This window comes from Prevotella sp. tf2-5, from assembly GCF_900115435.1.
Classification (GTDB): Bacteria; Bacteroidota; Bacteroidia; order Bacteroidales; family Bacteroidaceae; genus Prevotella.
The window spans coordinates 1-14,756 of the sequence record NZ_FOWK01000013.1 but is presented as its reverse complement, the minus strand read 5'-3'; the positions used below and the strand labels follow the sequence as shown (position 1 = coordinate 14,756).

At 47.9% G+C, this 14,756-nt stretch carries 11 protein-coding genes; 5 read left to right on the top strand and 6 right to left on the bottom strand.

All coding sequences use genetic code 11. The features are described from left to right. Nucleotides 1-14 precede the first annotated feature (14 nt). Entirely contained in the window at nt 15-317 is a 303-nt protein-coding gene (locus BM257_RS12615; protein ID WP_092073322.1) for a hypothetical protein, read from the bottom strand. 389 nt (nt 318-706) lie between these two features. On the opposite strand from BM257_RS12615, the gene BM257_RS12605 reads away from it, so the two are divergent. The 4 genes from BM257_RS12605 to BM257_RS12590 all read left to right on the top strand — a co-directional run bounded on the left by BM257_RS12605 (nt 707) and on the right by BM257_RS12590 (nt 5,367). Continuing rightward, a complete protein-coding gene (locus BM257_RS12605; RefSeq protein ID WP_092073316.1) occupies nt 707-2,017 on the top strand; it encodes an ATP-binding protein in 1,311 nt (436 codons plus the stop codon). A 383-nt stretch (nt 2,018-2,400) separates the two neighbouring features. Further along, nucleotides 2,401-3,507, top strand: coding sequence for a GDP-mannose 4,6-dehydratase (gene gmd / locus BM257_RS12600; protein ID WP_177216120.1), 1,107 nt, complete (start codon nt 2,401-2,403; stop codon nt 3,505-3,507). A gap of 186 nt (nt 3,508-3,693) precedes the next feature. Continuing rightward, complete coding sequence (locus tag BM257_RS12595; protein ID WP_092073310.1) at nt 3,694-4,062, top strand: four helix bundle protein; 369 nt, start codon at nt 3,694-3,696, stop codon at nt 4,060-4,062. A 45-nt stretch (nt 4,063-4,107) separates the two neighbouring features. Next, a complete protein-coding gene (locus BM257_RS12590; RefSeq protein ID WP_092073307.1) occupies nt 4,108-5,367 on the top strand; it encodes a GDP-L-fucose synthase family protein in 1,260 nt (419 codons plus the stop codon). A gap of 304 nt (nt 5,368-5,671) precedes the next feature. Here BM257_RS12590 and BM257_RS12585 read toward each other — a convergent pair whose 3' ends face one another. Then, nucleotides 5,672-6,304, bottom strand: coding sequence for a dTDP-4-dehydrorhamnose 3,5-epimerase family protein (locus BM257_RS12585; protein ID WP_092073304.1), 633 nt, complete (start codon nt 6,302-6,304; stop codon nt 5,672-5,674). 750 nt (nt 6,305-7,054) lie between these two features. On the opposite strand from BM257_RS12585, the gene BM257_RS12580 reads away from it, so the two are divergent. Further along, the gene (locus tag BM257_RS12580; protein WP_177216119.1) at nt 7,055-7,378 is read left to right on the top strand and encodes an ATP-binding protein; all 324 of its coding nucleotides are present in this window, start codon (nt 7,055-7,057) and stop codon (nt 7,376-7,378) included. A gap of 656 nt (nt 7,379-8,034) precedes the next feature. On the opposite strand, the gene BM257_RS12570 is transcribed toward BM257_RS12580, so the two are convergent. The 4 genes from BM257_RS12570 to BM257_RS12555 all read right to left on the bottom strand — a co-directional run bounded on the left by BM257_RS12570 (nt 8,035) and on the right by BM257_RS12555 (nt 14,219). After that, nucleotides 8,035-9,348, bottom strand: a complete 1,314-nt coding sequence (locus BM257_RS12570; protein ID WP_092073298.1) for a UDP-glucose dehydrogenase family protein — start codon at nt 9,346-9,348, stop codon at nt 8,035-8,037. Nucleotides 9,349-9,995: 647 nt separating this feature from the next. Further along, nucleotides 9,996-11,084, bottom strand: a complete 1,089-nt coding sequence (locus tag BM257_RS12565; protein ID WP_092073295.1) for a GumC domain-containing protein — start codon at nt 11,082-11,084, stop codon at nt 9,996-9,998. A 127-nt stretch (nt 11,085-11,211) separates the two neighbouring features. Then, on the bottom strand, nt 11,212-13,668 hold the full coding sequence (locus BM257_RS12560; protein ID WP_092073292.1) for an SLBB domain-containing protein: 2,457 nt from the start codon (nt 13,666-13,668) through the stop codon (nt 11,212-11,214). Nucleotides 13,669-13,688: 20 nt separating this feature from the next. Then, nucleotides 13,689-14,219 carry a UpxY family transcription antiterminator gene (locus tag BM257_RS12555; RefSeq protein WP_092073289.1) on the bottom strand — a complete coding sequence of 177 codons (531 nt, stop codon included), beginning with the start codon at nt 14,217-14,219 and terminating at the stop codon, nt 13,689-13,691. Nucleotides 14,220-14,756 lie beyond the last annotated feature (537 nt).

Here is a 14,756-nt window from a genome sequence, read left to right as displayed (position 1 = left end):
TTAATTTTTAATCTTTAATCTTTAATCTCTTCAAACTCTTCTTCGTCCTCATTGATCCTGTCCCATATTTTCTCTCCAGTAGCCATCCATAACATCATGAAAGCCTTCTTGTCGTCTTTGATGGCGGCACCTCCAACAATCTCCGCAAAGTGATTCTTGGATAATTTGAAGGCATTCTTCTGGGAGAAATGGCTTCCATGAATACTGAACGCTTGACGTAATTTGTACTGTAGTCCTTCGACCTCTTTGACACTTTCAAGAAGTTTCTTTGCGATGAGCTCCGCAACTTCTTCTTTCCTGATTTTAATTTGCTTCATAATTGAAATAATTAAATTAGTAGAAAAATATTCAGGGTGTAAAGGTCGTTATTTTCTTTTTCTTCATTGTACAACTCTATAGCAATGCACAGCCCTAAAAAAAGAGCCCTCCTGTTAACAATCTTTACACATTCAGTGTTAAAATAATTCAAACAATCAACGTTAATTTTATAGTCACACAGATCTATTAGATGTCTGATGGTTGATGTCTGAGGTCTGATGTGAGCTATTTGACAAAAACCTGAAAAACCCATTCCGACTTCAGCCAACTGTCGCATCAAAATTCAGCCAACTGTCGCATCAAAATTCAGCCAACTGTCGCATTTATTGCAAAAAAATTGTTGGATTAAAATATATTTTGTATCTTTGCCCCAAAATAGTTCTAAGATATGGAATATAAGAAAAGAATTGCGGATCAGATACTTGCAGACAAGCTGGAAGCCTCAGGGGCGGTACTAATCGAGGGACCAAAGTTCTGTGGGAAGACGACATTAGCTAAGCAACAAGCTGGTAGTGTTCTGTCTATGGCAGATCCTGACACTTTGTCCCAAAATTTAGCTCTTGCAAAAACGAAAATAACAAAGCTATTGATCGGTGATACACCGAGGCTTATTGACGAGTGGCAGGTTGTCCCCCAATTTTGGGATGCGGTGAGAAATGAGGTGGATAAACGAGAGGATGATGGGCAGTTTATTCTGACTGGCTCTGCTGTTCCTCCTAAACCGAAGAAGGACAAAGAAGGGAATATGATACAAGAGGAGCAGATACACCATACTGGAACAGGGCGAATTTCACGACTAAAACTCCGTACGATGACACTATGGGAATCAGAAGACTCAACAGGAATGGTAAGTTTGGGTGAATTGTTTAAGAATTCAGAGTCTATTGATGCTGAAAGCCATATTGATTTGGATAGACTGGCATATCTTACTTGTCGAGGCGGATGGCCAAAGGCTGTGCTAAGAAAAAGCGAGAAAGCGGCACTGGCACAAGCATTTGACTATTACGACTCAGTGGTTAGTAGTGATATCAAAAGAGTGGATGATGTGGATAGGGATGAGGAGCTCGCCAAACGTATCATGCGGTCATATGCACGTAATCAGGCAAGTCAAGCAACAGCAGGTACTATATTAGCTGACATAAAGAACAACGGAGATGAACTATTGTCTGATAGTACGGTGTATAATTATATTAAGGCACTTAAGGAAATTTTCGTTATAGAAGATTCCGTCGCATGGAATCCTAATTTGAGGAGTAAGACAGCTATCAGGACTTCGGATACCCGTTATTTTACAGATCCATCAATTGCTACTGCTGCTTTGGGTTTGGGACCCAATGATTTGATTAACGACATGAATACTTTTGGGCTTATTTTTGAAACTCTTGCTGTGAGGGATTTGCGTGTCTATGCAGAAGCATCGGACGGAAAGGTTTATCACTACAGAGACAAGAATAACTTGGAGTGCGACGCAGTGGTTCATCTACGAAATGGTTCTTACGGTTTAATAGAAATAAAGCTTGGAGGTTATGAACTGATAAAAGAAGGAGCTGAGAGTCTGAAAGCTCTTTCGGATAAGATTGATACGACCAAGATGAAAAAGCCTTCTTTTTTGATGGTATTGACAGGTGTAGGAGACTATGCATACAAACGTCCTGAGGATGGAGTATTAGTTGTTCCAATTGGATGTTTAAAGGACTGACTGGTGCTCCCTTTAGAAAATCAGACCAGAAGGCTGAGGGCTGATATCGGAAGTCTGAAGGAGGCGGCAGCTTGAATATCTGATTATATTAAGAGTGGCGTAGCCTTGAATAATTCTTTGCAAGCAAAGCGTACTAAAGAAACGATTATTTTGAGATGTGACAAAAGACCGGGGAAGCGAAGCTTCAACGGCAAGGGTAAGACAGAAGAGAAGAGCCAAAGCTCGCTTTGAGATCGGCTCTTATGGCTTAGACTTGAGAGAGGCGACCAGCCTCGGCTTTTGGCACATCGTTAATTTTGAATAATTTCTCGCCGTAAGGCGACTCTATTAAATATTAATTTATTACCTTTGCAGACTGAAAGTAATATATATAAAATTTCTAATTGATGAAAACAGCATTTATCACAGGTGTTACCGGACAAGACGGGTCCTATTTGGCAGAGTTTCTCTTAGAGAAAGGTTATGACGTACACGGCATGATTCGCCGTTCCTCCACAGACTATCGTGAGCGTATCGCTCATCTGGAAGGTAAGCCCCATTTCCATTTGCATTATGGACACATGGGCGACTCTATGAGTCTTTTACAGATTATTAACAAGGTGCGCCCTGATGAGATTTATAATCTTGCCGCTCAAAGCCACGTACAGGTGTCTTTTGACTCCCCAGAGTTCACTGCCGATGTAGACGCTACGGGTGTCCTTCGCGTATTGGAGGCAGTTCGTCAATGTGGACTTGCCGATACTTGTCGTATCTACCAGGCAAGTACTTCAGAGCTCTACGGTAAGGTAGAGGAGGTTCCTCAGAACGAGAACACGCCCTTCCACCCCTACAGCCCCTACGCTGTAGCCAAACAGTATGGTTTCTGGATCGTGAAGGAATATCGTGAGGCATACAATATGTATTGCTGCTCAGGAATCCTGTTCAATCACGAGTCGGAGCGTCGTGGTGAGACGTTTGTGACTCGTAAGATCACCCTTGCCGCTGCCCGTATCGCACAAGGTAAACAGGACTGCCTGTATCTGGGTAATATGGATTCTTTGCGTGACTGGGGCTATGCCAAGGATTACGTGGAGTGTATGTGGCTGATCCTGCAGCAACCAGAGCCTGAGGACTTTGTGATTGCCACTGGTGTACAACACAGTGTCCGTGAGTTCACCGACCTTGCCTTCAAGCATGCCGGCATCGAGCTTGAATTCAAAGGCAAAGGTCTTGAAGAGAAGGGTATTGTTGTGAAAGGTCCAGAAAACTTGATTGGCAAAACTGTTGTCGCTGTCAGCGAGGACTTCTATCGTCCAACGGACGTTGTTAACCTCTGGGGTGATCCCACCAAGGCGAAGGCGAAGTTGAAGTGGAATCCTAACAAGACCAGTTTCGAGGAACTCGTCAAGCTCATGGTAGAGAGTGACATGGCAAAGGTCGCCTCTGAGGATGCAGCGATGAAGGTGAGAACGAATTTGGCGGAGTATTTGGAGAAAGGAATTGTTAAATAAAAAGTTGAGAGTCGATAGTTGAGAGTTTAGAGACAGACTATAAAGTTTAGAGTTGAAAGTTGATGGTTGAGAGACAGTGTGTGGCCAGGCCGCAGTAGTTGATAGTGGAAAGTAGACTAGGTAAACTCTACACTTCAAAAACTGACTCTAAACACTACACTCAAAACTTTAAACTAAAAGAAAGGTATGGAAGTATTTGGTTATCGTAAGTTGATAGCTTATCAGAAGGCAAAAGAGGTGGTAAAACACACATACAAACTTCTGAAAAAGTTTCCAGCAGAAGAACGCTATGCTATGAGTGATCAACTCAGAAGGGCATCTGTCTCGATAACATCTAATATTGCTGAGGGAATAAATCGCTACTCAGTGAAAGACAAGTCTCATTTTATTGAGATGTCTTATGGTTCACTGATGGAGGTTTCTTCTCAGTTCGAAATAGCTGAAGAACTAGGATACATCACAGCAGAAGAAAGACTCAGTATGGATCAGTTGATTGAAGAAGTGGCAAGACTATTGTCAGGACTTCAGAAAACTTATAAACCATCAACTGATTAAACTGACTCTAAACTCTAAACACTCAACTTTAAACTAATTGAATTTATGTTAGACAAAAATTCAAAGATATACGTAGCTGGGCATAACGGGCTCGTTGGGTCGGCGATATGGAATAATTTAAAGGCCCGTGGTTACGAGAACCTCGTGGGACGTTCACACAAGGAGTTGGACTTGACGGACCAGGTGGCAGTCAGGAAGTTTTTTGATGAGGAACAGCCGGATGCGGTGGTGCTTGCCGCTGCCTTTGTGGGTGGTATCATGGCAAACTCACTGTATCGTGCTGACTTCATCATGATGAACATGAAGATTCAGTGTAATGTCATCAGTGAGGCGTATGCCCATGGGGTGAAGAAACTGCTGTTCCTCGGTAGTACTTGCATCTACCCGAAGAATGCCCCCCAGCCCATGAAGGAGGACTGTCTGTTGACCTCTCCCCTGGAGTACACCAACGAGGAGTATGCCATTGCGAAGATTGCAGGTCTGAAGATGTGTGAGAGCTATAACCTGCAGTATGGTACCAACTATATTGCCGTGATGCCCACCAACCTGTATGGTCCTAACGACAACTTCCATTTGGAGAACAGCCATGTGATGCCTGCCATGATGCGTAAGGTCTATCTTGCCAAGCTCATCCATGACGGTGACTGGGATAAAATCTCCATCGACTTGGACAAACGTCCAGTCGAAGGGGTTAATGGTGAAGGGTTAACGGTTAACGGTGAGCGGTTAGCGGTTAGCGATAACTCTCTAAACTCTAAACTTTCAACTGACTCTCAACTCTCAACTCTAAACTCTAAACGAGAAAACGCCCTCAGCGTTTTAGCTAAATACGGTATCTACGACAACAAAGTCGTCTTGTGGGGCACCGGTACGCCACTCCGTGAGTTCCTGTGGAGCGAGGATATGGCGGATGCCTCCGTCCATGTGTTGCTGAATGTGGACTTTAAGGATGTCATTGGCATCGAGAAATACTCCTCCGTACATTACGGTGCCAGCACCGATGGTGCCGTCGACCGTAACCATAGTGCCGGTCGTGGTGGAGCCATCCCGTCATTGGGTGAGATCCGCAACTGTCATATCAATGTGGGAACGGGTAAGGAACTGACCATCCGTGAGCTCTCGGAACTGGTTGTCAAGGCTGTCGGTTTTGAGGGAACAGTGGAGTTTGATGCCAGCAAGCCTGATGGTACCATGCGAAAACTGATTGATGTCTCTAAGTTACATTCGTTGGGATGGACGCACAAAGTGGAGATTGAAGAGGGTGTCCGTAAGCTCTTCGAGTGGTATCAGGCTAGTTTAGTATAACTTTATATTCTTTGGGGCTTCCCCAAAAGCCCCTTCTCTTTGCAGTGAGATTGCAATTTTTTCTTTGAGGATTCCCCCAAAGACTCCTTTTTGCAGCTGCGCTGCGAGGCTCAACCTCCCCCGTCCCCTCCTTACCATAAGGAGGGGCTCCACCTCTCCCCTGTCTCCCCCTCCCCTCAGGGAAGGGGGAAAAGTCGAAATCGCGATTTCTCCAAGGTTTTGGTATCGCGGGACGACGCGATATATTTTTTAAGTCCCCCCTAAACAGGGGGGATTTAGGAGGGTCTTGTGGGTCTGCTATTACTTAAAAAGTGAAGGGGGAATCGAAGTCCTGGAGGAGAGGATGCTTCGTGTCCTTGTCAGAGAGGATCGCCTGTGCAGTAGGGATACGCCAGTCAATACCCAACGATTTGTCAAGGATACTGATACCACCATCCGCCTCCGGGTGATAAAACTCATCACACTTATACTGGAATACCGCTATGTCCGAGAGCACCGCAAAACCATGCGCCATCCCCTTCGGAATGAAAAATTGGAGACCAATTTTTCCGGTTAGCGGTGAGAGGTTAGCGGTTATAGATTCTTGCTCGAATTGCTCTGCAATCTTTTTTCCTTCTTCGTCACGCCCACATAAAAGGCAGGCGACATGCTGCCCGTAGGTGGGAGAGCCCTTGCGGATATCCACCGCAACATCAAGGACGGCACCTCGTACACAACGCATGAGTTTGCTCTGGGTATAGGGTGGACGCTGGAAATGCAAGCCTCGCATCACTCCATATCGTGACATACTCTCATTGTCTTGTACGAACGTGACGGGATATACTTTCTCGTCAAACTCCCGTTGGGAGAAGGACTCAAAGAAATAGCCCCGGGCATCCTCGAAAACCCGTGGTTCTATGATATAGGCGCCTTGTATAGCAGTTTCTATTACTTCCATCTTCTTTTTTCGTTTTTGCAAAGGTAATAAATTAATATTTAATAGAGTCGCCTTACGGCGAGAAATTATTCAAAATTAACGATGGTATGGTCTGTAACTGCCTTATCGGCAGCTCCCATGCTGTTTCATGAGTCCCATCGTTAAAGCAAGCTTTACGCTGTTCCTCCTAAAACATCATGCATCATCTTTTCGATGATGTTACATCCCAAACCATCTCAAAAAATTATTCAAGCCTACGCCACTCCCTAGACTAATTCCAAGTACATTTCAAGGCAGCCTTGAGAGGTTAGCGGTAAATAAGACTTCTTAAACCTCTTAAACTTCATAAACCCTATACTCATCCTTTATTCCGGAGTCCAAAGGCTTGAATTATCTAAAAATACTAGGGAGTGCGGCAGCTTGAATAATTTTTTGAGATGTGCCAAAAGACCGGGGAAGCGAAGCTTTCACGGCAAGGGTGAGACAGAGATACGGAACCAAGTTTACTTGAGTGCAGTAGCACTGGCTTAGCCTTGAGAGAGGCGACCAGCCTCGATTTTTGGCACATCGTTAATTTTGAATAATTTCTTCGCACAACGTGCGAATCCTTATAAAAATCTGTGGCAAAGAAATCTGCGAAAAAGGAGGAATTGTTTAATGGATTAAATAAAATCTGCCAAAAATTTGCAAATTCATTAAATAATTTGTATCTGTAAATACTACTTTATTGACACTGGTATTCTTGGCTTGTTCCTTATTAATAAGGACACCATGCTTCTGGAGAACCTTGTGGCTATTCAATTGTTCCGGATTTATGGTCATGACTTTGACAATGGACGCGTGTTTTTCTATCATGACGGCTACGAAGTGGATTTTTACATTCCTGATGACGAGCTGGCTATCCAGGTGAGTTGTTCTCTACGTGATGAAGAAACCAGGAAACGTGAAACGGAAGCTCTACAAAAACTGCCTCACCGACTGTCGTGTAGAAGAAGGCTGATCCTGACTTACGATGAGGAAGAAACGATTAGTGACAAGCATGGCACTATCGAGGTTCTCCCTGTTTGGAAATGGCTTTTGGAAGTAACTCAGTAAGTACGGTTGTTCTTTTTTGAAAAAGAACCAAAAATTTTTTTGCAGCTGCGCTGCGAGGCTCAACCTCCCCCGTCCCCTCCTTACCATAAGGAGGGATTCCTTTTCATTTCTCTCTCCGGAGAGAGAAACGAAACAAAGAGAGAGGGCGAAAACGGTCCTGAGCTCGGGGCACGTCTGTCCGATTTTCGGAATCACTCGAAGAACGCGCTCCGCTTCAACGGCATCTCGTATTTCGTTCCTCAGGCTGCTAAGCACCCTGAGACTCAATGAAGATTCCGAAAATCGGACAGACTCTAAAGGCCCCTCGTGCGGGAATGTTTTCGAGAAAGTCTGATGGAAGAAGTAAGATGGAAGATGTAAGATGTAAGAAGTAAGATGTAAGAAGTTAACCACTATACGCTCAAAGCGGTAGCAAATAAAAATATATCGCGTCGTCCCGCGATACCAAAACCCAGCAGGAGGTGGCATGCCACCTCCTGCTTTTTTCCTTCCCTGAGGGGAGGAAAGACAAAGGAGAGGTGGAGCCCCTCCTTAGCAAGGAGGGGACGGGGGTGGTTAGAAATGAATGCAGTTCCACTGCAAAAAGGAAGGGGCTTTTGGGGAATCCCCAAAAACAAAAAGTCCCCCCTAAACAGGGGGGATTTAGGAGGGTCTTTTTACTTCTCACCAATGCGAGTATAGACGAAGCCGAGGTCCTCGAGCTCGTGCCGGTCATAGATATTACGACCATCGACGACCACATTGCCACGCATCACCTTCTGGATGACATTCCACGACGGCATACGGAACTGACGCCACTCCGTCATCAACGCAAGGACATCAGCACCATCACACGTGTCATACATATCCTTACAGTACGTGACACTGTCACCGATACGACGCTTACACTCCTCCATGGCGATGGGGTCGAAGACACGCACCGTGGCACCATCCTTCAACAACTTGTCGATGACGATGAGGGCGGGAGCCTCACGCATGTCATCCGTCTCCGGCTTGAAGGCAAGGCCCAGGAGGGCGATGGTCTTTCCCTTTACAGGACCTGCGGTCTTGAGGATCTTATCGTAGACGATGGACTTCTGTTTCTCGTTGACACGCTCTACAGCCTCGATGACCTCCATGTGGTAGTCGTTGTCCAGACCCGTGTGGAGCAGTGCCTTCACATCCTTGGGGAAGCAGGAGCCACCATAGCCACAACCGGCATAGAGGAACTTCGAACCGATACGGGAGTCGGTGCCGATACCCTTACGGACACTGTCGACATTCGCCCCTACCCGCTCACAGAGGTTGGCGATATCATTCATAAAGGAGATACGGGTGGCGAGCATCGCATTCGCCGCATATTTCGTCATCTCGGCAGAGGGGATATCCATGAAGATCACACGGAAGTTGTTGATCAGGAACGGCTTGTACAAGCGGGTCATCACCTTCGTAGCCTTCTCTGACTCCGTACCTACTACCACACGGTCGGGAGACATGAAGTCCTTGATGGCGGCACCCTCTTTCAGGAACTCCGGGTTGCTGGCGACATCGAAGGGCACGCTGACGCCACGCTTGTCGAGTTCCTCCTGGATGGCTGCCTTCACCTTCTTGGCGGTGCCTACGGGAACGGTAGACTTGGTGACGAGGATGGTGTATTTGTTGATGTGCTGTCCGAACTGGCGTGCCACGGCGAGGACGTATTTCAGGTCGGCACTGCCGTCCTCATCGGGAGGGGTGCCTACGGCGGAGAACACCACCTCGACATCGTCGAGGACCTCGGTGAGGTCGGTGGTGAACTTCAGGCGTCCTACTTCCGCATTACGCTTGACGAGTTCTTCGAGTCCTGGCTCGTAGATGGGCATGATGCCGTTCTTTAACTTCTCGATTTTCTGGGTGTCGACATCGACACAGGTAACATGGGCGCCCATTTCTGCGAAGCAGGTGCCGCTGACTAAACCGACATAACCGGTTCCTACAATTGCTATGTTCATAACTTTTGTTTAACTACTACTAATTCAGTCTGCAAAATTAGTAAATTATTTTTTAATGGAGTCGCCTTACGGCGAGAAATTATTCAAAATTAACGATGTGACAAAAGCCGAGGCTGGTCGCCTCTCTCAAGGCTAAGCCAGTTATACTGCACTCAAGTAAACTTGGTTCCGTATCTCTGTCTCACCCTTGCCGTTGAAGCTACGCTTCCCCGGTCTTTTGTCACATCTCAAAAAATTATTCAAGCTGCCGCATTGAGAGGTTAGAATAGGGCGTCCGTAGGAATTGTATAATTTTTTGAGATGGTTTGGGATGTAACATCATCTGGAAGAGATGATGCATGGTGTTTTAGGAGGAACAGCGCCAAGCTTGCTTGAGCGATGGGACTCATGAAACACCATGGAAGCTGCCGAAAGGCAGTTACATCCCATACCATCGTTAATTTTGAATAATTTCTTCGACCGAAGGGAGAACCCCTTCTCACGAAGCGTTTCAAAGAAACGATGACTGCCCCGCAGGGGCATTCCATAAAAGGAGCACTATTGCATGATTTTTCAGGTTTTTGTCAAATCATCATCTGTGACAATAAAAAAAAAGTCCCCCCTAAACAGGGGGGATTTAGGAGGGTCCGGGGGGATTTAGGAGGGTCTTATAGTCCTAGGAGGGGCTTCAGCTGATTCTCCTTATGCAGGATATAGACCGTGGTGGCGAGGAAAGCGAGGAAGAGGAAGATGAGGACCATCTTCGCACGGGACGGACCCGCCTTCTTCACCGGTACCGTGGCACTCTGCAACGTGGTGAAGGCAGGCGTGTCCTCCTGCACCTTCGCCTCCGCTAACTGGAGCTGCTGCGCCACCGCATTATAATTGTTGAAACACAACTGCATCTCGTTCTCCAAGTCGATCAGTTTCGTCTTATACGACAGGAGGATCATGTCCTGGTTGGCATCACTATAGCTGGCATAGAGCTGGCGCGCCTTGTCATAGCGAGCCTTCGCCTCTTTGAAGAGCTTACGGTTATACTCCAAGTCGACTTTCGCCTTCTTCGTGCGGTAGTCCGTGATGAAGTTCTGGAGGCGATGCTGGACCGTGTCCGCAATCGTGGCACAGATCAGCGGGTCCTGATCCGTCACCGTGATAGAGATCACCATGGTCTTCTTATCGACATCACACACCACCTTCTTATCGATGGTCTCAACGATCTTCGCCTGCTCCTTCGTCAGCATGAAGGGATTCACCCGGTGCTGGTCAATGGTGTCCTTCGAGCCAATCAGCTCTCCCAGTGCCTTGAAAGGAGCTGAGATGATGGCACCCCACCAAGACGGCTTCTGCTCCTTTGCCAGATAGTCGTAATAAGACAGGATACGGGTAGAGTCTTTTTTATGGATGGGGACATTGAAGAGACTTGCCTTGAAATCGCTGGAGTTCATCAAGTCAGGATAGAGCGTCGGGAACAACGCCTCCGTCGCCATCATATTACTACCGAGGTTCATACCAAACTGGCTAGCTAATGATGCCAAGCCACTGGATCTGCTGGTCTTGGTGCTTAACTCCGGACTCAGTTTCACCTCACAGGTGTAGTAGTTACGGAGTCCGAGGGTGAAGATACAAGCCCCCACGAAGGTGATGGACAGCACTTTATAGTATAAGCGCTTGCGCTTCTTGAGCGCGGCGAGGATTTGTCCGAAGTCTATGGAGGACTCCTCTTCTTGCGGTTCGATATATTGTTTTTCTTCCATTTTTTAGTTTACTGTTTACCGTTTACTGTTTACCGTTTAGCGGTTAGCGGTTAGAGATGAAGGGTTCTTCGACGAGCGAAGCGACAAAGTCGATGACAGGGTGAAGGGTTCAGGGTTCAGGATTAAGCTAGAACTGCTTGATCATGATCACCATCAGGGCTGCCATACTAGCCACAGACTGTCCGATCGCTACCCACTGCTGGACGAGACCCGCCTCTGGTTTCGGCTTCATCGGTACTACAATCTCACAACCGGGCTCTATCTTGGCACCATGACCGACCTGTGACATCGTACCGTTCGGATAGATAATCCACGTCTTACGCTTCTTGGCATGGTTGCCGAAGCCACCTGCCTGGTTGACATACCAGGTATAGCTCTTACCTGGCTTATAGGAGACGGTATTCGGATACATCACATTACCAGACACCTTCACCGTGCTGATATACTCCGGGACCACAATATGGTCACCTTCCCGCAGGACGATATCCTCCTCACAGCCCGGGTTTGCCAATGCCTTGTCGAGGTAGATACCTACGGGATAGGTGTTTGCCAATGCCAGCTGGTTGACCGCTACTGAGTCGCTACCTCTGACACCTGCCTGTTTACGTACCTGCTCTATGAGGAAGTTACGACGAGCGATCTCATCCTCATTCATCACACGCTCCAGACGGGCATTCTTCGGATACGCCTGGTCGGTCAAGCCGCCTGCCAGTTTGATGGCGTCCGACAGACGCATATTCTTCGTCGTCATGGTCTGGGCACCCTCATAGACCACCTCACCAGTGATGGTGAAGTTACGAGGGGTCTTGAAGCCCGGGCTCCGACGGACATGAACGACATCATAAGGCTCCAGGAGGAAGCCGGGAGTGCCATCCACCACAAAGCCATCCTTCAGTCCGAAGGTGAAGCTCTTGGAGATCTCTTTCGGTGACGTGGTTGCCTTCGGGTCACGGATACGACGGGAAATATCCACACGTGCGGTGGATGCCTGATCGGTCAAGCCACCCGCCTGTACGATGAGGTCCTCCAACGTGGTGTTATCGGCATACTGGTAGGTACCGGGGCTCATCACCTCTCCCGTGATGGTCAGGGTGCGCTGCTGGCGCAGGTCTGCCTCCGTCGGGATGAAGAGCACATCCTCGTTTCTCAAGGGGATATCCGGAACGGTGCCCGCCATAATGCCCTTAATATCCACGGCGATGACCTCCAGACTACGGTCTGCCTTCAGGCGGTGGAGCACACCACGATTCGTCATGGCGTCCTCGGTGACTCCCGCGGCATGGGCAATCAACGAGCGGACGGAGTTGATCTCATTGCCTAACTGATACTGACCGGGACGGAAGACGGCACCTTTCACCTCCACCATGTTCTCATAACGGTTGAGGATACCATCGACCTCGATGGCATCACCATCGTCGACATGGAAAGAGCTGAGCTCAAACTCATCGACGGTATAGACGGCATATTTCTCACCGGTCTGACGCGTCAGACGGATGGATTTCTTATAGGCATCGCCGGTGAAGCCTCCGGCATATTTGATGAGGGTGGCAACACTCTCGTTCTTGCGCATCTCGTAGAACATCGGGCGCTTCACATTACCCGTGACACCCACCAGACAGTCGTATAAGCCGACCTGGATGACATCCCCCTCCTGCAGGCGGATGTTACCCGCCAGGCGACCGTTGAGGATATACTCGTAGATATCGACAATCGTCACGAGCTGTCCGTTACGGTATACCTTCACGTTACGCAAGGTACCATTGTCGTTGATACCGCCTGCCATATAAAGGGCATGGAAGACGGAGGCAAAGGCACTGAGATGATAGGTTCCCGGGGTGCGTACCTCACCCATCACGTTGACCATGATGGTGCGGGTGTTACCCAGGGTGGTGCGCAGCGTACTGCTGCTATAGCGGGAGCCCACCGTGGAGCGGATCTTCGACTGGGCGGCAGCGACAGACATGCCTGCCACCATGATGGGACCATAGCCCGGGACGGTGATGTCACCTTCGGGGGAGACGGTCAGCTGGAGGGTCTTCTGCGAAGCCCCATAGATATCGATGATCACCTGGTCGCCAGGACCCAACACGTAATTCTGGGGCGTGGCGATATTCATATTCGGCTCGAAGCTCAGCGCGCCACGGTTGAAAATGTCATGACCGAAGATCTTCTTACCCGTACCGGCGGTGACACTACTCGTTGCCTGTACGTCATGCTCCACCTGAGCCTTCTCGTCACTGGCATTGGCATAGACCTCACCGGTGGTGCCTACCTTGGCGGTATTCAAGTCCTGGGTGGTAGCACCTGTATAGTTCTGACGCATACGGTCAGCGCCTCCTGTCTCACCAGCAGTAGCACCCTCCATACCACTCTCGGTATTCTGATTGTCAAACCGGTTACGGACACGACGGATCTGGTCGATCTGTACGCCTTTCTGCATCAGTTTCGTCACGATCTGTGCCTGGCTGGTACCTACCGCTGCCTCACGGGCAATGAAGTCAGCGACCTGGCTGTCGGTCATGCCTTGTGCGAAGGCACCCAGCGACAGCATGGTCAGCATCATTGAAAAAAGAAATTTCCTCATAATTATATTTTTTCGATATTTTATTCTATCACCTTGCAGTACCAGCGGGAGATGCGGAGCATGACACTGAGGCTCCCTACGGTCTTGATGAGCCAGAACTTCTTGCCGCTCCGGTGGAGCTTCCCACGGACTCCCGCAAACTGACCGTGTAACACCACAACCTCCTTACCGGGTTTTGCCTCTGCCTCCTCGGCATCGAGGAACTCCACCGGGGTCTTCGCATAGTCGGGGTCAGCGAGCAGGCGGAAATCGGTCATCTCTTTGTCGGGGATCTCACTGACCTGGTTGTCCAGCTTGTTGCGGAGCAACTGGAGGGGGACCCGGCATTGGTTGAGCATCTCACGCAACTCGTTGTCCGTGCAGTCTTTCTGCAGGAACACGTAGTTGTGGATCACGGGAACTAGTATTCTACGGGGTTTCTGCTCGTCGCCAACGAGTTTCTCCTTGTAGGTCATGGGTATGAAGTACGTGAGTCCTTTTTCCTTTAGGAATGACCCTACCTCCATTTCTTTTCTGTTGAAGGTTCGTATCACTACCCAGTTGTTTTCCATCGTGTTTCCTCTTATTCGGCTGCAAAGTTACAAAATATTATTGAAAATTAGTTACTATACCTTGAAAAATTTATTCAGCCCCTTCTCCAATGGCTCCTTTTTCCTTAAATTGTCACACAGATCTTGTAGATCCCACAGATTTATTTTACCACAGATTTATGGAATGCCCCTGTGGGGCAGAAATTATTCAAAATTAACGATGTGACAAAAGCCGAGGCTGGTCGCCTCTCTCAAGGCTAAGCCAGTTATACTGCACTCAAGTAAACTTGGTTCCGTATCTCTGTCTTATCCTTGCCGTTGAAGCTACGCTTCCCCGGTCTTTTGTCACATCTCAAAAAATTATTCAAGCCTACGGACTCCGAAATTGATGTATGATGTCAGAAGTGAGAGGGATGATGTATGAGGGCTGAAGAGTAAAGGAAGATGAGCTCACACGGGGACTGTCCTAGGTTGTTAAGTTAATCTGTGAATTATTTGTTAATTTTAGGGGATAATATTTTAACTAAATATATTTACATATTTTAGTATATTGATTAC

Coding starts and splice junctions, on each gene's coding strand:
- BM257_RS12605 (WP_092073316.1), top strand. CDS start 707: ATGGAATATAAGAAAAGAATTGCGGATCAGATACTTGCAGACAAGCTG.
- BM257_RS12565 (WP_092073295.1), bottom strand. CDS start 11,084: ATGGAAGAAAAACAATATATCGAACCGCAAGAAGAGGAGTCCTCCATA.
- BM257_RS12570 (WP_092073298.1), bottom strand. CDS start 9,348: ATGAACATAGCAATTGTAGGAACCGGTTATGTCGGTTTAGTCAGCGGC.
- BM257_RS12590 (WP_092073307.1), top strand. CDS start 4,108: ATGTTAGACAAAAATTCAAAGATATACGTAGCTGGGCATAACGGGCTC.
- BM257_RS12595 (WP_092073310.1), top strand. CDS start 3,694: ATGGAAGTATTTGGTTATCGTAAGTTGATAGCTTATCAGAAGGCAAAA.
- BM257_RS12615 (WP_092073322.1), bottom strand. CDS start 317: ATGAAGCAAATTAAAATCAGGAAAGAAGAAGTTGCGGAGCTCATCGCA.
- BM257_RS12560 (WP_092073292.1), bottom strand. CDS start 13,668: ATGAGGAAATTTCTTTTTTCAATGATGCTGACCATGCTGTCGCTGGGT.
- BM257_RS12555 (WP_092073289.1), bottom strand. CDS start 14,219: ATGGAAAACAACTGGGTAGTGATACGAACCTTCAACAGAAAAGAAATG.
- BM257_RS12580 (WP_177216119.1), top strand. CDS start 7,055: ATGCTTCTGGAGAACCTTGTGGCTATTCAATTGTTCCGGATTTATGGT.
- BM257_RS12585 (WP_092073304.1), bottom strand. CDS start 6,304: ATGGAAGTAATAGAAACTGCTATACAAGGCGCCTATATCATAGAACCA.